22 protein-coding genes and 2 pseudogenes are annotated in these 26,226 nt (G+C 63.9%); 6 read left to right on the top strand and 18 right to left on the bottom strand.

Going from position 1 to position 26,226, the window contains the following annotated elements:
- Positions 1 to 49: 49 nt before the first annotated feature.
- The 4 genes from N2602_RS13475 to N2602_RS13460 form a co-directional block, all read right to left on the bottom strand.
- On the bottom strand, positions 50 to 1,372 hold the full coding sequence (locus N2602_RS13475) for a hypothetical protein (protein WP_260382930.1): 1,323 nt from the start codon (positions 1,370 to 1,372) through the stop codon (positions 50 to 52).
- An 11-nt stretch (positions 1,373 to 1,383) separates the two neighbouring features.
- Positions 1,384 to 3,405: a S8 family peptidase gene (locus N2602_RS13470; protein ID WP_212256931.1), complete on the bottom strand. Its 2,022-nt coding sequence runs from the start codon at positions 3,403 to 3,405 to the stop codon at positions 1,384 to 1,386.
- A gap of 11 nt (positions 3,406 to 3,416) precedes the next feature.
- A complete protein-coding gene (locus N2602_RS13465; protein ID WP_212256932.1) occupies positions 3,417 to 4,550 on the bottom strand; it encodes a patatin-like phospholipase family protein in 1,134 nt (377 codons plus the stop codon).
- Between the two features lie 135 nt (positions 4,551 to 4,685).
- Positions 4,686 to 5,195 (bottom strand): YcgN family cysteine cluster protein, encoded by a 510-nt coding sequence (locus N2602_RS13460; protein ID WP_172784219.1) that lies wholly within the window; start codon positions 5,193 to 5,195, stop codon positions 4,686 to 4,688.
- Positions 5,196 to 5,487: 292 nt separating this feature from the next.
- Here N2602_RS13460 and N2602_RS13455 point away from each other — a divergent pair, with 292 nt between their 5' ends.
- The 4 genes from N2602_RS13455 (at position 5,488) to N2602_RS13440 (ending at position 10,126) form a co-directional block, all read left to right on the top strand.
- Entirely contained in the window at positions 5,488 to 7,764 is a 2,277-nt protein-coding gene (locus N2602_RS13455) for a transglycosylase domain-containing protein (RefSeq protein WP_212256933.1), read from the top strand.
- Between the two features lie 9 nt (positions 7,765 to 7,773).
- A complete protein-coding gene (locus tag N2602_RS13450; RefSeq protein WP_172784217.1) occupies positions 7,774 to 8,352 on the top strand; it encodes a DUF1214 domain-containing protein in 579 nt (192 codons plus the stop codon).
- A complete protein-coding gene (locus tag N2602_RS13445) occupies positions 8,349 to 8,933 on the top strand; it encodes a DUF1254 domain-containing protein (protein ID WP_172784216.1) in 585 nt (194 codons plus the stop codon). The genes N2602_RS13450 and N2602_RS13445 overlap by 4 nt, the downstream gene beginning before the upstream one ends.
- A 410-nt stretch (positions 8,934 to 9,343) precedes the next feature.
- Positions 9,344 to 10,126: a sulfite exporter TauE/SafE family protein gene (locus N2602_RS13440; protein ID WP_260383650.1), complete on the top strand. Its 783-nt coding sequence runs from the start codon at positions 9,344 to 9,346 to the stop codon at positions 10,124 to 10,126.
- Positions 10,127 to 10,133: 7 nt separating this feature from the next.
- Here the strand turns inward: N2602_RS13440 and N2602_RS13435 are convergent, their stop codons facing one another.
- The 8 genes and pseudogenes from N2602_RS13435 to N2602_RS13400 form a co-directional block, all read right to left on the bottom strand.
- Complete coding sequence (locus N2602_RS13435; protein ID WP_260382929.1) at positions 10,134 to 10,742, bottom strand: class I SAM-dependent methyltransferase; 609 nt, start codon at positions 10,740 to 10,742, stop codon at positions 10,134 to 10,136.
- A 60-nt stretch (positions 10,743 to 10,802) separates the two neighbouring features.
- Positions 10,803 to 11,651, bottom strand: coding sequence for an SDR family NAD(P)-dependent oxidoreductase (locus tag N2602_RS13430; protein WP_172784214.1), 849 nt, complete (start codon positions 11,649 to 11,651; stop codon positions 10,803 to 10,805).
- Between the two features lie 121 nt (positions 11,652 to 11,772).
- A pseudogene (locus N2602_RS13425) lies at positions 11,773 to 12,773 on the bottom strand (AraC family transcriptional regulator ligand-binding domain-containing protein).
- Positions 12,770 to 13,615 carry an oxidoreductase gene (locus tag N2602_RS13420; protein ID WP_260382928.1) on the bottom strand — a complete coding sequence of 282 codons (846 nt, stop codon included), beginning with the start codon at positions 13,613 to 13,615 and terminating at the stop codon, positions 12,770 to 12,772. Before N2602_RS13420 ends, N2602_RS13425 begins: the two are co-directional and overlap by 4 nt.
- A gap of 187 nt (positions 13,616 to 13,802) precedes the next feature.
- Positions 13,803 to 14,273: a DUF2147 domain-containing protein gene (locus tag N2602_RS13415; RefSeq protein WP_260382927.1), complete on the bottom strand. Its 471-nt coding sequence runs from the start codon at positions 14,271 to 14,273 to the stop codon at positions 13,803 to 13,805.
- A 209-nt stretch (positions 14,274 to 14,482) separates the two neighbouring features.
- Positions 14,483 to 14,983: a heme-binding protein gene (locus N2602_RS13410; protein ID WP_260382926.1), complete on the bottom strand. Its 501-nt coding sequence runs from the start codon at positions 14,981 to 14,983 to the stop codon at positions 14,483 to 14,485.
- A 28-nt stretch (positions 14,984 to 15,011) separates the two neighbouring features.
- On the bottom strand, positions 15,012 to 15,605 hold the full coding sequence (locus tag N2602_RS13405; RefSeq protein ID WP_260382925.1) for a family 16 glycoside hydrolase: 594 nt from the start codon (positions 15,603 to 15,605) through the stop codon (positions 15,012 to 15,014).
- Between the two features lie 161 nt (positions 15,606 to 15,766).
- Positions 15,767 to 16,651 carry a DUF1259 domain-containing protein gene (locus N2602_RS13400; protein ID WP_260382924.1) on the bottom strand — a complete coding sequence of 295 codons (885 nt, stop codon included), beginning with the start codon at positions 16,649 to 16,651 and terminating at the stop codon, positions 15,767 to 15,769.
- A 460-nt stretch (positions 16,652 to 17,111) separates the two neighbouring features.
- On the opposite strand from N2602_RS13400, the gene N2602_RS13395 reads away from it, so the two are divergent.
- Together N2602_RS13395 and N2602_RS13390 are read left to right on the top strand one after the other, a co-directional pair.
- Positions 17,112 to 18,191, top strand: a complete 1,080-nt coding sequence (locus N2602_RS13395) for a Cj0069 family protein (protein WP_260382923.1) — start codon at positions 17,112 to 17,114, stop codon at positions 18,189 to 18,191.
- A 133-nt stretch (positions 18,192 to 18,324) separates the two neighbouring features.
- The gene (locus N2602_RS13390) at positions 18,325 to 18,732 is read left to right on the top strand and encodes a GFA family protein (protein WP_260382922.1); all 408 of its coding nucleotides are present in this window, start codon (positions 18,325 to 18,327) and stop codon (positions 18,730 to 18,732) included.
- Between the two features lie 181 nt (positions 18,733 to 18,913).
- Here the strand turns inward: N2602_RS13390 and N2602_RS38790 are convergent.
- From N2602_RS38790 to N2602_RS13360, 6 genes and pseudogenes are all read right to left on the bottom strand, one after another.
- A pseudogene (locus N2602_RS38790) lies at positions 18,914 to 19,216 on the bottom strand (DUF411 domain-containing protein); the annotation flags it as partial.
- A gap of 83 nt (positions 19,217 to 19,299) precedes the next feature.
- Positions 19,300 to 22,491 carry an efflux RND transporter permease subunit gene (locus N2602_RS13380; protein ID WP_260382921.1) on the bottom strand — a complete coding sequence of 1,064 codons (3,192 nt, stop codon included), beginning with the start codon at positions 22,489 to 22,491 and terminating at the stop codon, positions 19,300 to 19,302.
- A complete protein-coding gene (locus N2602_RS13375; RefSeq protein ID WP_260382920.1) occupies positions 22,488 to 23,909 on the bottom strand; it encodes an efflux RND transporter periplasmic adaptor subunit in 1,422 nt (473 codons plus the stop codon). The genes N2602_RS13380 and N2602_RS13375 overlap by 4 nt, the downstream gene beginning before the upstream one ends.
- A gap of 79 nt (positions 23,910 to 23,988) precedes the next feature.
- The gene (locus N2602_RS13370) at positions 23,989 to 24,381 is read right to left on the bottom strand and encodes a FixH family protein (RefSeq protein WP_260382919.1); all 393 of its coding nucleotides are present in this window, start codon (positions 24,379 to 24,381) and stop codon (positions 23,989 to 23,991) included.
- 96 nt (positions 24,382 to 24,477) lie between these two features.
- On the bottom strand, positions 24,478 to 24,840 hold the full coding sequence (locus tag N2602_RS13365) for a hypothetical protein (RefSeq protein WP_260383649.1): 363 nt from the start codon (positions 24,838 to 24,840) through the stop codon (positions 24,478 to 24,480).
- A gap of 151 nt (positions 24,841 to 24,991) precedes the next feature.
- Positions 24,992 to 26,179 carry an MFS transporter gene (locus N2602_RS13360; protein ID WP_260383648.1) on the bottom strand — a complete coding sequence of 396 codons (1,188 nt, stop codon included), beginning with the start codon at positions 26,177 to 26,179 and terminating at the stop codon, positions 24,992 to 24,994.
- Positions 26,180 to 26,226: the final 47 nt, after the last annotated feature.

The raw sequence follows: 26,226 nt of genomic DNA, 5'->3' as shown, positions 1-26,226 counted from the left end.
GCGGGGCCGTATTGAGGTATTGCTTGGAGCCTGAGCGCCCCCGAGCCCACTAAAGCTTGATGGGGTCCAGCAAGTTGATCAGATGTGGTTTGCCAGGATCAACGATGACCACCTTCTTGCCGAACTTGGGATTGCTCTGGAACAGAGCGCCGAGGCTGTGCTTTTCCGGCGACCAGTTTTCTCGGACCGGCTTCTTGGTCGCCGGATTCTTCTTCTTGCGCGCCTTCTCCTTGGCCTGCTCCTTTTCCCAGTCGGCTTGGCGCTCGATATCTATCTCGTCAATCGGATAGGTTAGGTGGATCGTGTATTCGGCGTCAACGCCCCGCGCTTTCAGCAGCATCTCCAGCGTCTCACGTTCGGGATTGCCGTGTTCGCCATCACCCGAGAAGACGTAGTGGTCGGCAGGCAGGCGCTCGAAAAAGACCTGCTCCAGATTGTTGGAGCTGCCGTGATGCGGCACCTTGAGAAGATTGACGTGGCGCGTCTTTCCGGGGGCAAGCAACCTGGCCAGCTCAAGTCCCTCCAAGACCTTGTCACCACGCGCGTCGCCGGTCAGCAGCATGCACTTGCCGCCCATTTCGGCCAAAACGACGATGCTGGAGAGATTGGGCACCGACTTGTCGACGAATGCCGCCAGCATTGCTTCCGGGCTTTTCTTCCCATGCTTTTGCTCCCGCAGCCATTTGTCATGGGCTTCCTGTAGGGCCAGCAATTCCGGCTGCATCGGTCCGGCCACGGTCATCTTGAGGCCACCATCCAACATGACCGCGTCCGTATCCTCGGTCGCGAGGATCAGCTCGCCGTCGAATTTGTGGTTCAGTTTCCACTGCCGACGCGCCGCCGAGCGTCGCTGCAACACTTCCCGATCATCACGCAATTGACGGCCCTGCGATATGCCGGCGAGAACATCCACTGTCTGATGCACCTCTTCCTCGTCGGATTCTTCGTCGGGCTCGATTGAGTCAAAATCCGGCCTTCGCGCAGTGCCTGCCTCGAATGACGCCGGCCCAAACCCGGACAACAGTTCTTCAGGCGCAGTCGTGAGCAGATCGTCAAAGCTGTTGTGCCACAAGCTGGCGACCTTGAGACGGAGATCGGGACTGTTCCCCAGCTGATCCGCCGTTAGTTCGAGAATGCCCCTAATGTGATCGTCGTCGATGTGACTGACCATCACAACGTCTATCGGCAAGGGATCATTCGGCTCCAATTCGCGCGAACGGTGAATCTGCGCGATTCTCGGCGCCAGATGTGGCTTATAGACCTTGGCAGGTCCTCCATCGATCAGCATCAGGTGCGGATCGTCAGCTGTTCCGAAATGAAGGATCAGGCAATCGCCCTTGCGGGCGCGCAAGACGTCAAGGCTAAAATGCATCGCATTCCTCCTCAGATCGATTGAAGTGCCCGCAACACGTCGAGCATGCCGTGCCCCTGAAAGCTGCGCTCGCGGCCAAGATCCGTCGCGCTGTCGCACAGGATGCGTTTGACTCGGCGCGGTTGCCCGATCAGCTCTTCGTATCGGGCGAGCAGCATCGCCGCGGCTCCGCTAACCATGGGAGCCGCCATGCTGGTGCCCGATTCCGGAGCCCAATCATCATTCGGAACGGTCGATAGAATCCGCTCACCGGGCGCGACGAGATCCGGCTTCGCGCGGCCATCGCCGGTCGGACCGCGGCTCGAGAAGAAGCTGACTCCGTATGTATGCGGCCAATTCCCGTGGGTCGATCCAACGGTGATGACGCCGTCGGCATTTCCGGGATCGGTGATACTGAAGGCGGCATAATTTTCGAACGGACCATCCTTCGTTTCGAATTTCTGAAAGCCGCGATTGCCTGCTGCGGCCACGACCACCACTCCGCTTTCGACCAAACGTTCGCATTCGTTGCAAATCGGCGTCCGCCCACATGCAAAATTGCGCACGTTGTGCGGAATTGAGAGGCTGAGATTCGCGCCGTGAATCGTGATGTAGTTATGCCGCTCGTTGACGTAACGGATGTATTGCATGGCAGCAATGACGGCGAACTCGGTCTCCTCCAGGCTCGCACCCAGCACGCGGAAATCGTAGAGTCCGATGTCCGGGCACATGCCGCCAGCGTATTTGCCGTCCTTCTGGTCCGCTCCGATGATTCCCGCAACGTGGGTCCCGTGCGAACTGGGCAGCTTTTCAGACTTGTCGTTTGGATCCGGCCTCTTGACCGTGATCAGCCTTTCGACGGTCGCCCAGTTGATGGGGCGCTCCTTCTCGAAGTCTTCGGCAATCTTCTCCAGGCTGACGTCCACCTCGGCTTCAGGGAGCCCGGACGCTCGGATCAGCTTCTCGCGGGTTTGAGCATCGACGTCACCCGTCTCACTGCTAACGATCTCGCGAATATTCGTGAAGTCGAAGATTTTCCTGACACGCGACGCCGGCTTCTCGCCGGACGTCATGAACGCGTCGTGATTGTTCTGAATACCGGAATCAAGAACTGCCCAAACGATATTCTTGCACTGGACGTTGAACAGCGACCTCGCAGCGTCGGCCTTGACCGCAGGCACCGACCGATCGAGCGCGGGAACGGCCGATCGGTTGAGCGATACCTGGAAAATACAAGCTGGTCTTTCTTCCGCCGGCTCGCTCCTGGCATCGACGATGTCGTTCTCCTGCCGAACGTTCTCGTCCGCCTTGACTACCTCATAAAGTGCGAACATGCCGGAGAGAATCTCGTCGGCGTAGTCCCGGTATCGTTCCAATGCCTGCTCAAAGGTCAGTGGCTCAAGCGGTTCGTCCCAACCGACGGGACGTTCCAGCTTGCAAATCCAGTAGATCAATCCGGCAAGCGCGATATACCTTTGGAGCGACGTGGCATTGTCCAATGTGCGTTCGCGCGGCGCGTTGGACCTCCTCGGCCCTTGCTGGAGCAGCTTTTTGATCGTCCCCTGATTGTCGCCGGCATCTACGCTTTCGATCCTTTCGGCCACCTTCGGCTCGCGCCACCATTGTGTCCGCGGTACCAGGATGCGGAGCACCTGGTCGAAATAGAGCCGCGCACCGACGAGCCCCTGCAAATAGGCGACCTTGGCCTTTGTTGGAGGCCGGCCAGGCGGGGCAGATTCCACCGGCAGTTTCAGCGCGCCTGCGATGGTACGGGCCACGCTCACCGCGGTCGCATTTTTGTGCGGCGTAATCAGAACGTCCTGGGCGATGCCCGGATCGAGAGCGTAAGCCGCCCAGACATCGCCGAGCAGCGGCGAGTCCTGCAGCACGCGCCTGTCGTCGCGGGGACCCAGGAGGATGTGTTCGACCACTTCGGGCGGAATAGAGAACTGCTTGGGTCTTCCGTCGGCCGAGACCGGCCAAGTCGGCCCGCGGCTTTTGGGTGTGCCGCTTTGCGGTTTTGCGCGCCGCTTACGCCCCTTGTCATCCGCCATTGTCGTCTTCCTCAGACACCAGACTGCGGATAGGGAAAGGCAGGCGCTGGCCTGACCGCCGCAACATGCTTGCGCAGGGCCGCATCACACACGGCGTAGCCCCAGTTGATCAATCTTTCCTGCGTCGTCGCGTCCAGCCGTTTCAGACGTGTCGGCACCTCCGCAAGTTGCAACGTACGCTCGAAAGGACACGGCAGAGCATCGGCCAGCCCGTAGTCCGCGATGTCGGTGCGGATGCCCCAATAGGCGCCCTTGCGCGTTCCCGACTTGAAGGAGTCGATGACCTGCCGCTTGCGCAGCGAACGCACCTGATTGTCGATCAGATTGAGGACGCGGTAGGAATGCCGCGGCCAATCCGTCTCCGGTTGCTCTTCAGCCTCTATCTTGCCGCCGGCATCGCTGACCAGAACCGTCTGGTGGCGCTTCCATGCCGTCTCGAGGCCGAGATTGTCGTAGACGCCGCCATCGCTGAGAACGACGCGCGTGGTAAATGGAGGCCGCTGCAGGTCTAGTCCCGTACCGGGCACGAAATCGCTGTCCTTGAGACGCAATTCAAATGGAGAGAGGACCGGGGGAAAAGCGGAGGAAGCCGCCACGGCTTGCGCCAGCGGAATTTCGGGATTCTTCACCTCGCCGACGCGGTAGTCGCGCATATAAGGCTTCATGAAACGCCAGAGCGCGCCTGATTGCACGTTCGTTGCATTGATTACGAAGCGCGGCTCGTCAGGCATGTCCTGCAGTGTCTTGCCGTGAAACAGGTGATCGTCGTACGCCTCGGCGATACGATCACCGATGCTGCCAGGCAACAGCGCCCCCAGGATCACCGACTCGGCATCGATCGTGACGCCGGCGAAGGTGCGCAACGGCGCGACAAATTTCGGAATGAAATCGCTGTTGATGCTGCCAGGTTTGAAGCTGAGCTCGGGCCACGCCAGCGCCAACATGCCAGCAGTGATCGACCCGCCGGAAACGCTCGATATGCGCTCGATGTTCTGCAGCAGTCCCGTTTCGTATAGCCGCCACAGGACGCCGATATGAAACACCATCGCGCGATATCCTCCGCCGGAAAGGCAAAGCGCAGTGGTTGGTTCTAGTGGCTTGTTCTCGTCGTCCGTCGGTATCGGATCAACCGGATCAGTATTCATCGGCCCCCCAAAAATTCTAGGGTACCTCAATCATTCAAACAACCTAAGTATATCCAGATCAAAATCTACAACCAGAATATCACCTCAACCCTTGAATGTGAAGCGTATCTCCGTGCGACCTCTACGCACAGCTATTCAAGGTCGCTTCTTCAGACGCGCCCGTTTCGGCAAGGTCGCCGGCCAGTGCACGATGTGGTCCTCGAGCTCCTCGTCCGGGACCTCCTCCTCGCTGCCCTCGACGCGGCCGCGCACGGAGACGCCGGCTTCGTGCACGGTGTTGGGGTCACCCGAAACCAGCGGATGCCACCAATAGAGGTCGCGCCCTTCGGCGACGAGCTTGTAGCCGCAGCTCGGCGGCAGCCAGTTCAGGGTGCGGACATTGGCCGGGGTCAGGCGGACGCAGTCCGGAACCTTGTCGGAGCGATTCGGATAGTCCTTGCAGGCGCAGCTCATCCCATCGAGCAGCTTGCAGCCGATATGGGTGAAGTAGATCTGTCCGGTGTCCTCGTCCTCGAGCTTGTTCAGGCAGCAGCGGCCGCAGCCGTCGCACAGGCTTTCCCATTCGGCCCCCGACATCTGTTCCAACGTCTTGGTTTTCCAGAAGAATCCTTCCTGTCCGGAAGGTCGTTTGGGAGCTGCGGTCATGCGCCTCAACAACGGTTCGAAAGAGCTACGGCAACGCCATCTAGGGCGCGCGGCGGCAAGGGTGCAAGCGAGGCCCCTTTGAGGCCCGTAATGAACCGGGGTCAATTAGGCCTGTTGTTCAAAATCGCGAGCGTGACCATTGGTTTATGGGGCCCGCTCGGCTAGAAGGAACAGCAAGTCCCTCGGATGCTGGCCGGGCGCCTTGGGTTTGCCGCAACATTCCCGCAAGACGTCTCGATGCCGCCCCGGCCGGGTGCTTGAACGCTTTCGAAGCAAGCCTCAAGGGTTCTAGGTGCGCCAGATCATACCACCGCATTGGAAACAGAGGATCCGGAATTTCTTCCTGGATCTCGATGCGCGCATCGACTCCTCGCTGTTCTCCTCGGCCAAGGGTATCCGCGAGCTCTACGAGCGCTACTCGACCTTCATGGACCGCTTCTATGTCGGGCGGTGGAAGCGCTGGGTATTCATCGAGCCGCTGTCGGAGGCCGCAACCCTCGGGCTCGGCGGCCTGGTCGTGATGCTCACCCTCGCCATTCCCGCCTTCCGCGAGACCGCCGACGAGGACTGGCTGAAGAAGTCCGACCTCGCGGTGACGTTCCTCGACCGCTACGGCAATCCGATCGGCAGCCGCGGCATCAAGCACAACGACTCCATTCCGCTGGAAGACTTTCCGGACGTCCTGATCAAGGCGACGCTGGCGACCGAGGACCGCCGCTTCTACGAGCATTTCGGCATCGACATCGCCGGCACCGCGCGCGCGCTCGTCACCAACGCGCAAGCCGGCGGCGTGCGCCAGGGCGGCTCCTCGATCACCCAGCAGCTCGCCAAGAACCTGTTCCTGAGCAACGAGCGCACCATCGAGCGCAAGGTCAACGAGGCCTTCCTCGCGATCTGGCTGGAATGGCGCCTGACCAAGAACGAGATCCTCAAGCTCTATCTCGACCGCGCCTATATGGGCGGCGGCACTTTCGGCGTCGACGGCGCGGCGCATTTCTACTTCAACAAGTCCGCACGCGACGTGACGCTGGCGGAAGCGGCGATGCTCGCCGGCCTGTTCAAGGCGCCGACGAAGTATGCCCCGCACATCAACCTGCCCGCCGCCCGCGCCCGCGCCAACGTCGTGCTCGACAACCTCGTCGATGCCGGCTTCATGACCGAGGGCCAGGTGTTCGGCGCCCGCCGCAACCCGGCCTTCGCAGTCGACCGCCGCGACGAGGCCTCGCCGAACTATTATCTCGACTACGCCTTCGACGAGATGCGCAAGCTGGTCGACACCTTCCCGAAGTCCTACACCGAGCGCGTCTTCGTCGTCCGCACCGCGATCGACACCAACGTGCAGAAGGCGGCGGAAGACGCGGTCGAGAACCAGCTGCGCCAGTTCGGCCGCGACTATCACGCGACGCAGGCGGCGACCGTCGTCGCCGATCTCGACGGCGGCATCCGCGCCATGGTCGGCGGCCGCGACTACGGCGCCAGCCAGTTCAACCGCGCCACCGATGCCTATCGCCAGCCGGGCTCCTCGTTCAAGCCTTACGTCTACACCACGGCGCTGCTGAACGGCTACACGCCGAACTCGGTCGTGGTCGACGGTCCGGTCTGCATCGGCAATTGGTGCCCGCAGAACTATGGCCATTCTTATTCCGGCTCAGTGACGCTGACGCAGGCGATCACCCGCTCGATCAACGTCGTGCCGGTGAAGCTGTCGATCGAGATTGGCCGGAAGAGCGAGCCGAAGGCGCCGAACCCGGCCAAGGTCGGCCGCGCCAAGATCGTCGAGGTCGCGCGCCGCTTCGGCCTCAAGGCGCCGCTGCCCGACACGCCCTCGCTGCCGATCGGCTCGGACGAAGTCACCGTGCTCGAGCATGCGGTGGCCTACGCGACCTTCCCCAACCGCGGCAAGGCGGTGACGCCGCATTCGGTGCTCGAAGTGCGCACCGGCGCCGGCGACCTGGTCTGGCGCTGGGACCGCGACGGACCGAAGCCGCGGCAGGCGATCCCCGCCTCCGTCGCCGCCGACATGGCCGGCATGATGAGCCACGTCGTGAGCGAAGGCACCGCGCGGCGCGCCGCGCTGGACGGCATTCCGACGGCGGGAAAGACCGGCACGACCAATGCGTATCGCGATGCCTGGTTCGTCGGCTACACCGGCAATTTCACCTGCGCAGTGTGGTACGGCAACGACGATTACTCGCCGACCAACCGCATGACCGGCGGCTCACTGCCGGCGCAGACCTGGCACGACATCATGCTCGCCGCGCATCAGGGCGTCGAGGTCCGGGAAATCCCCGGCATCGGCATGGGCCAGAAGCTGCCGCCGCAGCCGATGGCCGCGCACGCCAGTGCGGCGCCGAAGGTTCTGGAGACCAAGCCCGGTCCGCCGCCGGTGCTGACCAAGCGCGGCGCCGACATCCTGGTGCGCGTCGAGAAGCTGCTGGATGATGCGGCCAAGGCTGCGAACAAGTCGACGGCAAATGACGGCAAGCCGTCCTCGTCGACGAGCGCGCTCGCCTTCCCGCAGAACTATGCGGAAGAGAACGCCAACACCTCCGCCCCGCGCAAGAACTGATCGAAACCCGTGCGGCTGATCCTGATCACATTGACGGCGCTTCTTCTTGCGACAGTCGTCGGCGTCGGCGCGACGTGGATGACCACGACGCGCGGCACCGAGATCGGCGCGCTGACCATCGGCGCCTGGACCGCGCGGCCGCGCACCGGCACCGCCGACGTCGACCCCTATTCGCGCGCCACCATCGTCCGCAACGGCGAGCTGCCGATCGGCACCGGCGACGGCGTCGCCTTCACCGCCACCACTGACGACAAGAAGAAGGCGCTCGACGGCCGCTGCGACGTGATCGTGTCCGGCGTGACGCCGCCGGCGCGGTTCTGGACGCTGACGCTCTACGACCGCAAGGGCCACCTCGTCGCCAACTCGCTGCAGCGCTACGGCTTCACCAGCCAGGAGATCGTGCGCTCGTCCGACGGCTCGTTCGAGATCCGGATCGCCTCGCGCTCGCGCGCCGGCAACTGGCTGCCGACCGGCGGCATCGAGCGTTACGCATTGATGCTGCGTCTCTACGACACGCCGGTCGGCGTTGCGACGCGCACCCAGCGCGATGCGCCGATGCCGAGCATCACAACGGTGGGCTGCTCATGATCCGGCTCGTCTTCACCATCGTTGCCGGCGTGGTGCTGGGCCTCGTGGTCCATCTCGTCAGCGTGCTGGCGCTGCCGCGGATCGCCACCCAGGATGCCTATTCGCGGCTGACGCCGATGACCAGGGTGAACGCCGTCACCCAGCTTCCTCTCGCCGATCCCAACAATTCGCCGATGCCGTTCATGGATCCGGCCTTCGCGCTGGCAATCTGCCGCTATGACCTGTCGGGCGGGCCGATCAAGCTGACGGTGCCGGTGAGCCAGGCCTACACCTCGGTGTCGTTCTACACCCGCAACGAGATCGCCTATTACGCCATCAACGACCGCTCCGCGGGCCGCAAGGTGATCGAGCTCGACCTGATGACGGAGGCGCAGCACAACGAGCTGCCGGAGGACGAAGAGGTCACCGCGGCCGACCGCCTGATCATCGATTCCCCAACCACGACCGGCCTGATCCTGATGAAGGCGCTCGCCCCCGAGCCCGGCCTGATGCAGCAGGCGCAAGGCTCGCTTCAAGCTGCGACCTGCGCTCCGCAGACCGAGCCGCCAGCCAAGGCCGAGGCGCCGCGCGGACGGCGGTGAGCGCGGCCGTTTCGGCGAGCTAGAACAAAAGTGCGAAAACAACCCCATGCACAGTAGCGGGGGTGTTGAAATCATTACGCTCTTCGGATCGGTGATATTGAGGCTGCTGGCCGTGCGTGCGCCGCTCTTTGACTCGTCGGGCAAAACAGGGTCATACTGGCATCATCGAGAGTTCGTCACACCCGCGCGGAGCCATCCGTCGCGGGTGTTTTCATTTGGGGGAGCACGGAGCGCCATGCTTCGACAGTGGTTCTCTGAAGCCAAATCAATGCGCGTTTGCAACACGCAAAATTCTGGACTACGCTTTAGCTCAGCCCCACGCCCTGCCGTAAGCAGGTGTGAAGCTCCCCGCCACGACGGATTACGGGCAAGCTTGATTTTGCGCATTGGCGCATTTTTCTGTCGTGTCCATGCGAAACAATTCCGCCGCGTTCGGCTCGGGCGCAATCATCGGCACTCTGGGCGGCCTCATTGGTCTTGGTGGCGCGGAATTTCGGCTGCCGCTGCTCATCAGTCTATTCAGGTTTCGCGGCCTTGAAGCCGTGGTTCTCAACAAGGCGACGAGCCTGATCGTGGTGGCGAGTGCGCTGCCGTTTCGCGCAGGCGCCGTTCCGTTCGACGAGATACATGCCCATTGGCCGATCATCTTGAACCTGCTGGCGGGCAGCCTTGTCGGCGCCTACGCCGGGGCGTCCTGGGCGACGCGTCTCGAGTCCGGGACGCTGTACAGGATCATTGCCGTCCTGCTGCTCGTGATCGCGGGCATGCTTCTGTTCGCACACGGCAACGAGGCCGCGACCACACCGGCGCTGACCGGCGCGAGCCTGATCGTCGCGGGCATCGCAGCGGGCTTTACGATCGGGATCGTGGCATCGTTGCTCGGCGTTGCCGGAGGGGAATTCCTGATCCCCACCCTGATCCTGTTGTTCGGCGCGGACGTGAAGCTGGCAGGCAGCCTCTCACTCGCGGTGAGCCTGCCGACAATGCTGGTGGGATTTGCGCGCTATAGTCGCGATCAGAGCTTTTCGGTGCTGCGCGCGAATTGGCGGTTCATGCTTGCAATGGCGATTGGATCCATCACCGGCACATTCATTGGCGGCCTGCTTCTCGGCGTAGTCCCGAATTCGATTCTTCTGCCGGGATTGGCTGTGATCCTGGTTATTTCGGCAGTGAAAATCTGGCGGCACGAGTGAGACGGCCTCAGGCATAAGGCGTTCCGGCCTGCGATTGCAACTGCCGTCGCCGACGGATCCGATAAACCGATGCCGGCGGAATATTAAGCGCGGTTCGCCCGACCAGGCTCGCCTTCAACCCGAGACGGTCGAGGATGGGCCGGGGCACCGGGCAGCGCGGTCCGTAGGTGAACTGATAGAGTGTGCCGCCCTCCTGCATGTGGCGGAAGGCGCCCGTCAGGATCGCGATCACCTTGCGCGGCGACATCGACAGGAGCGGAAGGCCGCTGACGACGGCCGCGGCTGGCGCCATGAACGGCTCGTACTGACTTAGCTGGCGCGCATCCATCCAGAGCACGCGCGCTCTCGGGAAGCGCTCCTGCAACAGGCGGACGAAATCCGAACCGTATTCGATCAGCAACAGGTCACGCTCCGCGACGCCGTGCCGGAGCAACGCCTTGGTGAAGATCCCGGTGCCCGGCCCGAGCTCGATCACCGGCCCGGTCCCGGGCACGATCTCCTGCGTCATCAGGCGCGCCAGTGACTGGCCCGATGGCGCGATGGCGGAGACCTGCCAGGGGTTGGACAGGTACGAGCGGAAGAACTGGAAGAAGTCTGCAACTGCGGTCGCGTTCATTGCGATCCTCTGTTTCCCGCTGGCGAAGGGAGCGATCCTGTCCGGAAAGGGCTGGTGCGACTACGATGCGATGTTGTGTTGCCGGGCCTCGCCCTGAGCCGCGCTGGAAAGGGGTTCCCACGCTTCCCACATCGCGAGGCGATCGGCATAGGCGGCCCGGGCGCGCGGCAGACCTTCGGTTCCGACAAAGAACCGCAATGGCGGATTCTCGGCGTCGACGATCTTCAGGATCGCATCGGCCGTCGCCTCCGGCTCACCAAAATCCAGCTTGGCGCCGGCGGCAAACACCTCCGCCCGCGTGTTGCTGTAGGCGTTGATGACGGGCGCGATCCTGAGCGAGGCCGTGCTGGCGAACCCCGTCGCATAGGCGCCAGGCTCGAGCAGCGTGACTTTCAACCCGAAACCCTTGACCTCCTGGGCCAGGCTTTCATGGAGAGCTTCGATGGCGAATTTCGAGGCGTTGTAGAACCCGGTGATGGGCCCGGCGACGATGCCCGCAACGCTGGACACGCCGATGATGTGGCCGCTGCCCTGCCGTCGCAGCAAGGGGAGCGCGGCCTGGATGACGCGGAGGGTACCGAAGAAATTGGTGTCGAACTCAGCACGGACATCGGCCTCGTGTGCCTCTTCGATCGCCCCGACCAGCGCGTAGCCGGCGTTGTTGAGCACGACGTCCAGCCGTCCGAAATGCGCGTGAGCCCGGGTCACGGCATTCTGCACCGCATGGGCATCGGTCACGTCCAGGGCGATCGGCAGCACGGCATCGCCGTAGACTTCCGAAAGATCGGCCACGTCAGCCAGAACGCGGGCGGTGGCAGCCACGTTGTCGCCGCGCTTGAGGGCGGCCTCCGCCCAGACGCGGCCAAAGCCGCGGGATGCCCCGGTGATGAACCAGACTTTGCCAGACATGCGATATCCTCGATCGATTGAGTTGGGCTTACTCGGCAAGTCCTATCCTCGCCGGTCAGGATCGGCATTGGCGAGGTGCGCCAACGAAGTTGCCGGAGACGCCAAAAAGACGCCGCAGCGGTCAGTGAATCTTGCTGCCGTGCAGCTCGCGCCAGCGGCTCGGCGTCACGCCTTCCCAGTACCGGAAAGCGCGATAGAACGAGCTTGCGTCCTGATAACCCAGAAGGCAGGCGACCTCGTCGATGTCAGCCGTCGGATCCGACAGAAGCTGCCGCCCGAGCTCCTGACGCGCCTCGACGAGGAGCTCGCGGAAGCTCGTACCTTCCTCGGTGATGCGGCGCTGAAGGGTCCGCTCGCTCAAGCCGAGATCGCGCGCGACGTCTGACAATTCCGGCCGCCCGCTCGCAAGGCTCCGCTTGAGGACGACCTTCAGCTGCGCGCCTCCAGCTCGCCCAAGGCCGACGCCAAGGCCGGCGTCAGGATCTCGAGCAGCTCCTTGTTGTGTCCGGAAAACGGACGATCGAGGTCGGCAGATTTCAGGACCAGCAGGTTCCGCGCCGCGCCATAGCGGATTTGGCATTCGAAATATGTGTGGTGGACGTCGTTCTTGGGGCGAGGACGAACCAGCTCCACCCGCTTCGGTGTCAGATGCTGTCCCGTCCCGCGGCGCCCGAGTTCGACCAATGATGCGAAGGTCACGTCGATCGAAATCGCGGGCTCCGACTCGGTTGCGTACGGCCACTCCGTCGTGACGACGCACTCGTCCTTGCCATCGTCGACGTGCAGCTGCTCGGGCGAGCACAACCGCTTGAAGCGCGCGAGGCGGTTCAGTCCATCGCGATAGTCCCTTGCATAGAACGCAGCGAGGCTCGACGGCGGATGCACCGCCGTCTCGACGCTCTGCACCAGCATCAAGCCGAGCCCCGGCTCCGGCTTCAGCTCCTCCAGCGCTCGCCAGAGCGCAAAATATTGCACCGTGGTGACCTGCCCCTGATCGTTCAGGTGCAAGGTCGCCGGCAGCTTCGCCTGCCGCAACAGCACGGCCGGCGGCACGCCGATATGTTCAACGGCCTGCCAAAAGGCCCGGGGAATCTTGCACCTGTCCGCCGCCGTTCCGCTCATGACTGAACCTTAGCGCGCATCTGGCTCATGATGACGCGATCGAACATGCGATCGCCGAACCATTCGCGAATCTTGATCATGGGAAGCGCATATTTGCCCGCAACGTAACGCGTGCGCGGCTTCGGCTCCGTCACCGCCCTCGACACGATTTCGGCGATGACGCTCGGATTGGTGCCGCGTCCCTGTCCATAGGCTTCACGGGTCGATTTCGCGACCGCCTGGGTCAGTTTGGCGTAAGGGCCTTCACCCGATCGTTTGAGCAGGCCATTGGCGACCACATCGCCGAATCCCGTCTCGATCAGGCCGGGCTCGACGACGACGACCTTGATGCCGAATGGCGCCAGTTCAAGCCGCAGGCAGTCGGACCAGCCTTCCAGCGCATGCTTGGTCGCGTGGTACCAGGCGCCCAGGAGCGTGTAGATCTTGCCGCCCATCGAGGTGATGTTGACGATCGTGCCCGCGCGCTTCTCACGCATCTTCGGCAGCAGGAGCTGCGTCAGGCGGGCGGCGCCGAACAGGTTCACCTCGAACTGGTAACGCGCCTCGTCGATGCCGACCTCCTCGACGGGACCGTAGAGGCCGAAGCCGGCGTTGTTGACGAGCACATCGACCCCGTCCACCTCGCGCAGGATGGCATCGACCGCGGCCTGGATGTCGGCCTCGCTCGATATGTCCATACGCAGGGACCTCGCCCCGAGCCTGACGAGGTCATCCATCTTGTCGACGTGCCGCGCGGCGACGAAGACCTGAAAGCCGTCCTTGATCAGACGCCGTGCGATTTCCTTGCCCATGCCGGAGGAGGCTCCGGTGACGAGCGCTGTTCTTTTCGATCTGTCGAACATATCAACCTCTCTTCGTTCCGGTCCTTATCCTGCCGCCTCCTCGGTAGGGATTGACTGACCAAGCGCGCCAATAGACTTGCACAACGCGCCAATCCTGGCGACCGCTCAAGCTGCCGGTCTCGCAAGAAAAAAGCGCGGTTCGGGCGACCGCGCTTCGGCAGAACGGTTCGGTATTGGCGGAAGACCGCTATCCGCGGACGCGGTGGAATGTGCGGGTTTGTCCCATCGCCGGCAGGCCGAGATAGCCTCGCAGATGCATCTTGCCGTCCTTGACTGTGGCCTTGCAGTTGTAGGTGCGCCCCGACGAGGCGTCATAGATCGTGCCGCCGCTCCACTCGCCGCCTTCCCAACGCAAACCGGTGATGAAGACGATGTTCTTGAGCGACCGCGCACGTAGAGTCGGGTCGGGGTTCTTGGCGTCCTTCTTAAAGGTGACGTTGTCAGCCTCCACGATCTCGTTGCCGTAGAGCATGCGCGCTTGGAATTCTGCGCCGGCCTTGAACATGTCGAGCTTCACGGTGCCGTCGTCCGCCTCCCATGTCCCGACGATCGCATCGGGGACCGGCGCCTCGCCGTGCGCCATCGGCATCAGTCCGATGTTCAGGGTTGCCATCAGCAGGAAGATGGCGGATCGACGGGATAGTGGGGATGCTTGCATGGTCTGTTCCTTGGTCTGCGGTTGGCGGAGCGATCAGGCCGCTCGCTGGTCTCGCAGGTGTCTTAGATTTCAGGAACAGCGTTGGCAGCGGCAGAAGGCGCCAGCGGGATTGCGAGACGTGCCAATCAATGCCGCGATCGGCGACGGGTTCTCGATCGCGTTGCAGACGGACACGTATACTTAGCGGATGATCTGAAATCCTTCGCCCCTCAAAACTCCAGCTTGTCGCGAATGGCCTCGATCCCGGCTTTCGCGCACGCTTCGTCCGCGTCACCGCCCGGAGCGCCGGAAACGCCGACCGCTCCGACCAGAGAGCCGCCGGCTTCGACGATCAGCCCTCCGCCTATGATGACGGCTCCGGGAAGACTACGAATGCCTGACTGCATCATGCCGGGCTGGCTGATCGCGTTCAGTTCGGTCGTGCTGGTTTTGAACGACGCCGCCGTCCACGCCTTGCCGGATGCCGTCGAGGGCGTGTGAGAGCCAGCGAAGCGATCGCGCAGCATCACTTGCGTGATACCGAAGCGATCGACGACGGCGACGGCAACCTGATATCCACGGCTGCGGCAGCTATCCAACGCGGCACGCGCGAGATCGAGCGCCAGCTCCGGACTCAGCGACTTGTAGGTGACGAGAGTCTCTTCCGCCCGCATTGGGCCGACAAACGCAGCCAGCAGCATCGTCGCGACCGACAGACGGCGAAAGCTCATGGTCATCTCCGACAGAGGTGGACAATTTCTATTTGGTCTCACCATATGTCAGATCATCGAACAAGGTCACGCTATCTGCCTTGGTCCACAGGCCGATCATGCCGGCGTCCGTGATTGTGGCGTCCTCAACCTCGAACAATGGCTTTCCGTCAAACGTCACCTTGAACCGATTTCCCGCGAAGTCGCAACGCAGCGCGTGCCATTGCCCGGATGGCACCGGCGTGTTGACGCCGTAGCCACCCTTGCGTCCGACGATCTCCAGCGAACTTCGTATGCCCTTGATCGTCTTGTAGAGCACCACGTTGTTCTCCAGCGCGTTGGCCCGGACGACGTAATAATTGTCGGCGTCCTTGGCACGCCAGATGATTCCCGCGGCGCGATCCTCGGACCCGGACACCGCCTTGAACTTCACTTCAACGAAGCCGTTGCGGATGTTGGTATCGCTCTTGATGGCGACGGGAAAAGTCGCCCGTCCGGATTGCTTGAGGACGTTGGGCTTGCTCGGCGCCGTGGGCTCCGCCTCGACGGTCCATTTCGGTTCACCCTTGCCGGTCATCGTGAGAGTCCAGCCTGCCGGCGCCGTTCCAGCAGGAGCGTTGTCGAAATTCAGGGTTTCGGCCATGGCGTTCCCTCCCATCAGCAAAGCCAGCATAAGCGCCAGGACGAGACTGGCCCATGCAGACGGCCGCGACCGAAAGGCCAAAGCGGCGCGCATCGTCGGCTGTCCCAACCTCTGACATTCGATCATTGAAACGCCTCACGCTGCATTTTCTATGCCTTGGCTCAGCTCTTGCTGCTGGCGGTCTTCTCGATCGCCGCACGCAAGCCTTCGGCAAGCTTGACCGCGTCGTCGTTGGCCCAGAAGTGCATGAAAAAGAGTCGCGGCTGTTCGTTCAGCATGTGGCTGTGCAGCGCCGTCACCTCGATGCCATGTGTCCGCAGCGCCACGATGACCGGATTCACCTCGTCGCTGGTCAGGACGAAGTCGCCCGTGATGGCCGCCTTTCCGCCGCCGGTCGGCTGGAAATTGATGGCGGTCGCGACGCCCATCGCACCGACCGGCGTCAGCAGCATGCCGTCTTCGGAGACAGGGTCTCGCCGTTTGACGTTGAACTGGTAGACGCCGCCATTGGCCTGCCCCTTGACGCCGATGAATTGATCGAGCTTCGCCGTGTCGAGATCGATGGAGGGCGAGTTCGCTGCCGCGGCGACCGTCAGGGGCGTCTTGCTTTCGGCGAGGGCATCATGGATTGCCGACGCCAGCTTGACCGGGTCGCCATGTCCGGCGACGTGCATGTAGAAGGTCGCCGGGCTTGCGCGCAGCAGATGGTTGTGCACGGCGGTGATCTCGAGACCGCTCGCAATCATCTTCGCCATCACAGGGTTGACCTCGGTCTCGAGCAGCACGAGGTCACCCATGACCATGGTTCCGCCATGCGCGGGCTTGAACGCGAGCCAGCCGCCAAGCGCCAGCGCCGGCTTGATCGTGACACCATCCAAAGTCACGGTGAGATCGGTGCGCGGAAAGCCGTAGCGATGGACATCGTCCGCAACCATCGGCTTTCGCCCCAGTGTCTCATCGACCTTTTGCCAGTCGATGCCCTGCGCGTGAGCGCTCGTGATGAAGCAGGCAGCGACGCCGATCAGTGCGGAAACAGTCTTATGCATGGATCAGCTCCCTTGAGCTCTGGGTGTGTCCCTGCCCCAGGTGACGCCGGATATGTGGGGCCGGCTCCGGCCGTTCCGCCAGACGCAGCGGACTCGCCGCCGAGGCGCATGCCATGGCGATGCGGCGGCCGATCCTGGCAAGTCGGGAGGATTGTGGAATGGAGCTGCGGTGTGATGACATGCTGCGCCCTTGGTGATCAGGACGCGATGCTTGGGCATGTCGCCTCGCGGGGAGATCGCACATCCCCGTCGCGCCGACTAGAAACCCGGAAGACCGCACTGTCAACCGACGCACGACCGCGCCACGTCACGAAGAGTTCACCCTGCGAAGGAACCCGCCACCTGCCATCTTGAAACGACGAGGCGGTTTCACATACATTGTCCTGACGGGGACGATGCAGACTCCCCGTGAGACCCAGGTCCAAGCTCTGCGCAGCACGCAAATACGTGGAGCTTGCGCATGGACACCGAACGTCATTCCCCTCCCCTCCGAACCATAGCCATCCTCTCGCGCGGCGACGTTGCCGCGCGGCGCGAGGCGACGGCGCAGAACAGCCGCTTCGTCCGCGTCTTCGAAGCGCTCGCCGCCGCGGGCATCGACGCCTTCCCAGCGATCTACGACGAGAGCTTTGCGGGCGCGGTCCGCGAACAATTGCTCACAGCCGACGGCGTGCTGGTCTGGGTCGATCCGATCCATCAAGGCAAGACCCGCGCCGATCTCGACGCCCTGCTGCGCGACGTCGCAGCGCAAGGACCATGGGTGAGCGCGCATCCGGACGTCATCCTGAAGATGGGCGTCAAGGAAGTGCTCTACCGGACACGGCATCTGGGCTGGGGCGCCGACACGCATCGCTACGACACCGCGGCAAGCTTCCGCGGCCAGTTTCCGGCGAACCTTCGTGCCAGCGGCCCACGCGTGCTGAAGCAGAACCGCGGCAATGGCGGCCAGGGCGTCTGGAAGGTGGAGGCGCTGCCCGGCACGGACGGCATGGTTCGCGTGCTGCATGCGCAGCGCGGCAGCATGCCGGAGGACATGCCGATGGACGCCCTGTTCGCCCGGTGCGAGCCCTATTTCGGCTGGGGCGGCTGCATCATCGACCAGGCGTTTCAGCCGCGCCTGCCCGACGGCATGATCCGCTGCTACATGAGCGGCGCCAAAGTCGCCGGCTTCGGACACCAGAAGATCAAGGCGCTGATCCCGCCGCCGCCGGAGGGACCTGATACGCCCGAGGCGCAGCCCGGGCCGCGGATCATGCACGGGCCCGATGCTCCGCAATTCCAGGGGCTGCGACGGTCGATGGAGGACGAATGGACGCCGCAGATGATGGCAACGCTCGGCATCGATGAGGCGTCATTGCCGGTGATCTGGGACGCGGACTTCCTGTACGGGCCGAAAGATGCGACCGGCGCGGACACCTATGTGCTCTGCGAGATCAACGCGAGCTCGTGCTTTGCGATCCCCGAGGAAGCGCCGGCGGCGATCGCGCGGACGGTGAGGCAACGCCTGCGGCTACCTGAGAGCACACGGGCGCGAAGATAGCCTGGTCGCGCTCGTCGGGAATGGCAGCAGCTGTCAGGCGACAGTACGACGCAATCGCGAGCTGACTGCGTTGTTGAAGCCAAAAGGCGCGAGAGTTATCGATCTGAAAACTCGACTTCGATCGGAGGAACGCATGAGCACCATCACGGGCGGCTGTCACTGCGGCGCAATCCGTTACGAGGTCGAGGGCGAGGTGATCGTGCACGCGCTTTGTCACTGCCGCGATTGCCGGCTTCATGCCGGGGCTCCGGTCGTCGGCTGGACGATGTACCCGGACAGCGCCGTCAAGGTGACCAAGGGCGAGCCGAAGGTTTACCGCTCCTCGGAACACGGGCGGCGGCACTTTTGCGGCGACTGCGGAACCGGACTGTTCTACGTCAATACCAACATGATGCCGGGGATTATCGACATCCAGAGCGCGACCTACGACGATCCCGAGGCCGTGCCTGCCACGATGCAGATCCAGGTCGCCGAGCGCCTGCGCTGGATGGAGCATGCGCACGAACTGCCGGCGTTCGAGCGCTATCCTCCACAGCCATAGCGGCGGCTAGGCATCGCGCAGCACCCTCAATCAATCGCCTGCGAGCCGATGAAGCGCATGAACGGCTTTGGCCATCGGCACCGAACAGCACGACCTCGTAACGCTGCGGCGTGCCGCCTTCCATCCCGGGCGAGCCCACCGGCATGCCCGGCACGGCGAGTCCCTTCGCGTTGGGACGCTCGGAGAGAAGGCGCCGCACGGCCGCAGCCGGCACGTGCCCCTCGACGACATAACCGGCGACCTCTGCCGTATGACAGGCCACCAGGTTCGATGGGATGCCGAGACGAGCCCGGATCGGGTCGAGGTCGGGGGTCTCCTCCACCTCTACGGTAAATCCTGCATCCCGCAGATGCTGCACCCAGCCGGCGCAGCAGCCGCAGCTCGGATCACGGTGCACCGTGAGTGTGGCTGCGTCGGGCGCCGCCGCGGCCGGCCTTGCAAGAGCGGCCGCGGCGATCAGCCCGACAAGCGACCGGCGGGTCATCAAACAGGCGCGTTGCTTCATCTTCGGATTCCTTTCGCTGTCACTCCAGAGCTTCAACACATGATCGTGCATCATGGCTCGTGTCATCCGGCCGGCTCCACGACGCGCAATCTGGCGCCGATCGGCTTTGGCGTCTCGGTCGATGGCGCCTTGTCCTCGCGCTTGGGCGGCAAGCGGACGCCCTTCACCGATCCGAAGATCGCGGGGATCACGATCAGCGTCAGCAGCGTCGACGATATCATGCCGCCAATCATCGGCACCGCGATCCGCTGCATGATCTCCGACCCGGTTCCGGTGCTCCACATGATCGGCAGCAGGCCCGCCATGATGGCGACGACCGTCATCATCTTGGGACGCACGCGCTCGACCGCGCCCACCATGATGGCCTCGTGGACATCCTGCCGGGTGAAGCCCCTGCCCTCGGCGCGGCACGTCGCCTTCATCTCGGCCAGGGCATGCTCGAGGTAGATCAGCATCACGACGCCGGTCTCGGCGGCGACGCCGGCGAGCGCGATGAAGCCGACGGCGACGGCGACCGACAAATTGAAGCCGAGCCACCACATCATCCAGATGCCGCCGACCAGCGCGAAGGGCAGCGACAGCATGACGATGAGGGTTTCGGTCATGGCCCTGAAATTCAGGTACAGCAGCAGGAAGATGATCGTCAGCGTCACCGGCACCACGATCTTCAGGCGTGCCGCGGCGCGCTGGAGATATTCGTACTGGCCGCTCCAGACCACGTAATATCCGGGCGGGAACTGGATGCTGTCAGTCACGGCGCGTTGCGCGTCGGCGACGTAGCTGCCGATGTCGCGATCGCGGATGTCGACGTAGACGTAGGTCGCGAGCTGGCCGTTCTCGGTCCGGATCGAGGTCGGTCCTCGCGCCGGCTCGACCTTCGCGACCTCGCCGAGCGGCACCGCGCCGCCTGCGGGCATCGGCACCAGGATATCGCTGGCGATCGCCTTGGGATTGTCGCGCAGGTCGCGCGGATAGCGCATGTTCACCGTGAACCGCTGCCGCCCCTCCACCGTCGTCGTGACGGTCTGGCCGCCGAGCGCGGCCGCGATGGTGTCCTGAACGTCCTGGATCAGGATGCCGTAGCGGGCGAGCGCCTCGCGATCCGGGACGATCTCGAGATAATAGCCGCCGATGCCGCGCTCGGCGTAGGCCGATGCGGTGCCCGGGACCGCCTTGATCACGCGTTCGACCTGCTTCGCCAGCCGGTCGATCTCGACGAGGTCGGTGCCCATCACCTTGACGCCGACGGGGGTGCGGATGCCGGTGGACAGCATGTCGATGCGCGCCTTGATCGGCATGGTCCAGGCGTTTGAGACGCCCGGAAACTGCAGCGCCTTGTCCATCTCCGCGATCAGGCTGTCGATGGTGACGCCAGGGCGCCAAAGCTCCTTCGGCTTCAGGCTGACCACCGTCTCGAACATCTCGGTGGGCGCCGGATCGGTCGCGGTCGCCGCCCGCCCCGCCTTGCCGTAAACCGATTCGACCTCCGGGAACGACTTGATGATGCGGTCCTGCGTCTGCATCAGCTCGGCCGCTTTCGTCACGGAGATGCCGGGCAGCGTGGTCGGCATGTAGAGCAGCGTGCCCTCGTTCAGCGTCGGCATGAACTCGGTGCCGAGCTGCCGCGCCGGCCAGATCGTGACGGCGAGCACGACGAGCGAGGCGAGGATCACCAGCGTCTTGGCGCGCAGCACGCCCTTGATGACCGGCCGGTAGATAAAGATCAGGAAGCGGTTGATGACGTTCCTGCTCTCGGGAACGATCCTGCCGCGAACGAAGATCACCATCAGTGCCGGCACTAGAGTGATTGACAGCAGGGCCGCGGCAGCCATCGCGAAGGTCTTGGTGAAGGCCAGCGGGCTGAACAGCCTCCCCTCCTGCGATTCCAGCGTGAAGATCGGCATGAACGAGACGGTGATGATGAGCAGGCTGAAGAACAACGCCGGGCCGACCTCGGATGCCGCATCGATCAGGATCTGGACGCGCGACTGACCGGGCTCGGCGCGCTCGAGGTGCTTGTGCGCGTTCTCGATCATGACGATCGCGGCATCCACCATGGCGCCGATCGCGATCGCGATGCCCCCGAGGCTCATGATGTTGGATCCGAGGCCCAGCAGCTTCATGGCGCCGAACGCCATCAGCACGCCGACCGGCAGCATCAGGATCGCGACCAGCGCGCTGCGGACATGGAGCAGGAACACGATGCAGACGAGCGCGACCACGATGCTCTCCTCGAACAAGGTGTGCTTGAGCGTGTCGATCGCCGCATAGATCAGGCCCGAGCGGTCGTAGACCGGGACGATCTCCACCGATTTCGGCAGGCTGCTCGCGATCTCCTTGAGGCGCTTCCTGACGTTTTCGATGACGTCGAGCGCGTTGACGCCGAAGCGCTGCAGCACGATGCCGCTTGCGACCTCGCCCTCGCCGTTCAGCTCGGCGATGCCGCGCCGCTCGTCGGGTCCGAGCTCGACATTGGCGACGTCCCGCAGCAGCACCGGCGTGCCGTTGCTCGTCTTCAGGACGATGTTGCCGAGATCGTTGATGCCCTTGATGTAGCCCTTGCCGCGAATGACGTATTCGAATTCCGACAGCTCGACCGTGCGGCCGCCGACGTCGGAATTGCTGGCGCGGATCGCCTCCCGGATTTTCTGCATGCTGATGCCGCGGTCGCGCATGCGCTGCGGGTCGAGCACCACGTTGTACTGCTTGACGAAGCCGCCGATGCTGGCGACCTCGGCGACGCCTTCGGCCTTGGCCAGCGCAAATTTCAGATTCCAGTCCTGGATGGTGCGCGTGTCGGCGAGGTTCAATTCTTTCGACATCACGGCGTATTGGTAGACCCAGCCGACGCCGGTCGCATCGGGCCCGATGGTCGGTGTGACGCCGGCGGGAAGCCGCGACGTGGCGCTGTTCAAAAACTCCATCACGCGCGAGCGCGCCCAATAGATGTCGGTGCCGTCCTCGAAGATCACGTAGACGAACGACACGCCGAAGAAGGAGAAGCCGCGCACCACCTTCGATTTCGGCACGGTCAGCATCGCCGTCGTCAGGGGATAGGTGACCTGGTCCTCGATCACCTGCGGCGCCTGGCCGGGATATTCGGTGTAGACGATGACCTGGGTATCCGAGAGGTCGGGGATCGCGTCGAGCGGCAGATGAAGCAGCGCGTAGAGGCCGGCGGCAGCCGCAAAGCCGGTGCCGAACAACACCAGCAGCAGGTTGCGCGTAGACCAGGCGATGATGCGGGCGATCATTTATGCTCTCCCGTCGCATGGCCGGCGTCGGAGGCTTGAGGCGCAGCCGCGGCAAAGCCTTTCAGCGCGGCCTTCAGGTTGCTTTCCGCATCGATCAGGAAGTTGGCGGACGTGACCACCGCTTCGCCTTCGGCAAGGCCATCCCGGACCTCGATCAAGCCGCCGCCGCGACGGCCGAGCTTCACCTCCCGCGGCTCGAAGCGCCCGTCCCCTTTGTCGACGAGGACGGCCTGCCGCGTGCCGGTGTCGAGCACCGCGCTGTCCTGGATCGCCAGGACGGGCGCGCCATCTGCCGTATCGACGTCGGCATCGACATACATGTCCGGCAGCAGCACCGCCTCGGGATTGGCGAGCTCGATGCGGACGCGTACCGTCCGGGTTTCGCGGTTCACCTGCGGATAGATCACCGCGATCTTGCCGGTGAAGCTGCGGCCGGGGAAGCTGCGCGCGCGCACCGCAACGGACTGCCCGACCGCGATGTTGCCGAGATCGCGCTCGGCGACGTCGACCAGCGCCCAGACCAGCGAGGTGTCGGCGATGCGGAACAGCACGTCGCCGGGATTGGCGCGCATGCCTTCGATCGCGTTGCGCTCGAGCACGATCCCGTCGCGCGGCGCCGACCAATGGATGGTGACGGGCGCGACATGCGTTTTCTCCATCTCGGCGATCACCCGCTCGGGGACGTCGAGATTGACCAGCCGTTGCCGCGAGCCGCGGCCGTACATTTCGACACCGCCGACGGTCTTGGAGGTGATGGTCGCGAGATATTCGGCCGCCGCGGAGGCGACCGCCGAGCTGTAGATCTCCATCAGCGGCTGGCCCGCCTTGACGCGGGTGCCGGTGGTGACGTCCGCGATCTTCTGCACGAAGCTCTCGGCGCGCATCGCGATCACCGAGACGCGGCGCTCGTCCAATTGGATCGTACCGGGTGCCTTGACCAGGGCACGGACCGATCGCCGCGCGACCGGCTCGGACTTCACGCCGCTGCGCTGGATCTTGCCGGACGACAGCTTCACCGAGCCATCATCGACGTCGTCGCCTTCGTAGACGGGGACATAGTTCATCCCCATCGGGTCCTTCTTCGGCACCGGCGAGGTGTCGGGCAAGCCCATGGGATTGCGGTAGTAGAGAATCTTGCGCGATGAAGCCACCTGCGCTGGTCTCGGCTCTGCCTGGGCGGCCTTGTCGTCATCGTAGACCGGCAGATAGTCCCGCCCGCGGTCATCCTTCTTTGGCCCGGCGGACCAGAGCGGCGCGCCACTGGGATCGCGATAGTAGAGCGGAGTCCGGTCCGCTGGCGCCGCAGCCGGGGTCACTTCGGCATGGACCGACCAGCGCCCCTCGTTCGAGGACCAGTACGCGCCAAGGGCGAGGCCGCCGCCGAGAGCGAGAGCAGTCAAGAGACGCAACGTCTTCATGGTTGAATTCGCGCGCTCAGAGCGCGTCCATGTGAATGGGAAAGAGAAGTTCGGGCGCCATCCGGCGGCGCCCGAAAGCTCACTTGATCGCCTTGACGACGACCTTGCCCGTGACCGTCTCGGCCTCACCCTGCACCTTCGCCGAGAGCGTGAGCTGATAGCGGCCGGCCATCGGCAGGTCCGTCCTAAAGGCGTAGACGCCCGGCTCCTTGGACGGCAGCGGTGCGACCGCCGATTCCATCTCGGCCATGCCGTCCGGCGCCATGTCCACGCGCGTCTTGAAGATGACGGCGTCCGGCACCGGCTTGCCGGTCTGCTTGTTGGTCAAACGAACGGCGAGCGTGACGTCGTCGCCCTTCTTCATCTCGGGATTGATCGGCTCGAAAGCATAGTCGCCGGCGCCCGCCAACGCGGCCGAGGCGGCAAGCGAAAGGGTGGCGGCAACAGCCGCAGTGCTGAATTTGGAAAGCATTGTCCTGTCCTCATGAATTGATCTCGACCGTGACGCAGGAACGCGCACATCAGCCGTCGTCGCGCGGGGCGTGCCCGCGCGCGTCTTTTACGGAGATCAGATTCGAGGAGGCCGGAAGGGAGGACTGCCGCCGCGGGAGGCGACGACCTGATCGGCGGGAATAGCCGCTTCCGCTGCCGCGACGGCAAGGAATTCGAAAGCCAGGGGACGAATGTCCGCAAGTGCAACGGTACCGCCGACACAGCAGAAGCCCATCCCGCACTTGTAGCTGCTGTCGGAGCCCGTTCCCTTCATGTCGGGACAACAATCGTCCATCGACATGTCGCCGTCGCCGCCGACCGGCATGGCCGCCTGCATATTACCCGACGACATCGTAAGGCTGGAAGCGGACGCACCAGCCGGCAGCATCGCCAGGGATATGGCGATGGCGAGTGCCAGGATGGTCCGAACGATCCGCATCAGACGTGCTTTAACCTTTTGGATACCCTTTGGAACCCGCAATGCAGCCTGAGTAACATAGTCTGCGGCCGAAAGCATTCTTTGATCCGGGTCAAGCATTCGTGAGCAAGGCTCGGATCCCTGTCAGCCCGATCGCCCGCATCCTGCTCGCCTATTGCGACCTCGATACCAGCTCGTCGGACCGAGCCGTCCGCGACCATATCAACGCGAGCGGGCCGAGTGCGATCCCGGTCGCGAGCACGGTGAAGGCCAGCAACCAGCCCTCTGCACTCTGCGGACCGCCAGCGGCATCGAGGGCAACCCCGGTTCCCCACGCTCCGATCGCCGACAGGCCGAACCCGACGGTCGAATGCAGGGCCAGGGGCGCGCCGCGATGCTCCGAGACAGCTGCAGCCGACATGCCGGCCGTCAACGCACCGGAATCCGCCGGCACCGTCAGGCCATAGATCACCAGCAGCAGCGCCAGCACCCATGCCGGAGCCGTCGCATTCAGGCCGATGACGAGCGCAACGCAGGCCGAAGCGATCATCACCACGGTGATCGCCCGATGTCGCCCGAACTTCAGTGCGGCCTCGTTGCCGAGGATGCTGGCGGGCATGGAGATCACTGCAAAACAGAAGCTCATCAGGACCGGGCTCAGCCACGAGGGCGCGCCCTGATGCGCGACGACGTAGGTCCAGAAGCCGACCAGCCAGGTGCGAATGCCGTAGAGCTCGAAGCAGTGCGCGCCGTAGCCGAAGATGTAGCCGAGCGCCTCGCGGTTGGCGAAAACGGGCGCGAAGTTCAAAAGGCGTCCTGTTCTTGGAGCGGGACTGCGGCTCTCGATCAAAAGACACGCGACCACCATCGCGATGGGGCCGATGCCGGTCACGTAAAACGCGGTCCGCCATCCCCAGCCGTCGGCGAGGACTTGCGCGATCAGGAACGACAGGCCGACGCCCACCGAGAAGCTCGACGTGTAGAGCGTGACCGCTCGCGAGCTGTCGCCGGCGGGCAACCGGTCCGTCAGTGCCTTGAGCCCGGGCATGTAGGCACCGGCAAAACCAAGGCCGGCGAGCGACCAGATGATGGTCCCCGACCAGAACCCTTGCGCGAAGATACCGAACGCAACGGTCGCTACTCCGCTGACGACAGAGCCGCAGAGGAGCACGAGCCGTGCGTCGATGCGATCGGTCAGCGTCGTGAGCACGGGCACCGCCAGCATGTAGCCAAACGCATAGCCGCTCGCCATCATCCCGCCCTCGGCGGCCGACAACCCCCACGCCGGCATCAGATGCTGGGCGAGATTTGCGGACAACGTCACGTGCGGCAGCAGATTGCCGAGCTGGCCGATACACATCACCGCAATCAGCGGCCAGCCGCGCAAGCTACGAATGTTCTCCTCCC

The organism is Bradyrhizobium sp. NC92 (assembly GCF_025200865.1).
In the GTDB taxonomy this organism is placed as follows: Bacteria; Pseudomonadota; Alphaproteobacteria; order Rhizobiales; family Xanthobacteraceae; genus Bradyrhizobium.
Note: the sequence above shows the minus strand (reverse complement) of the source record. Positions and strands in the feature narration are given on the sequence as shown.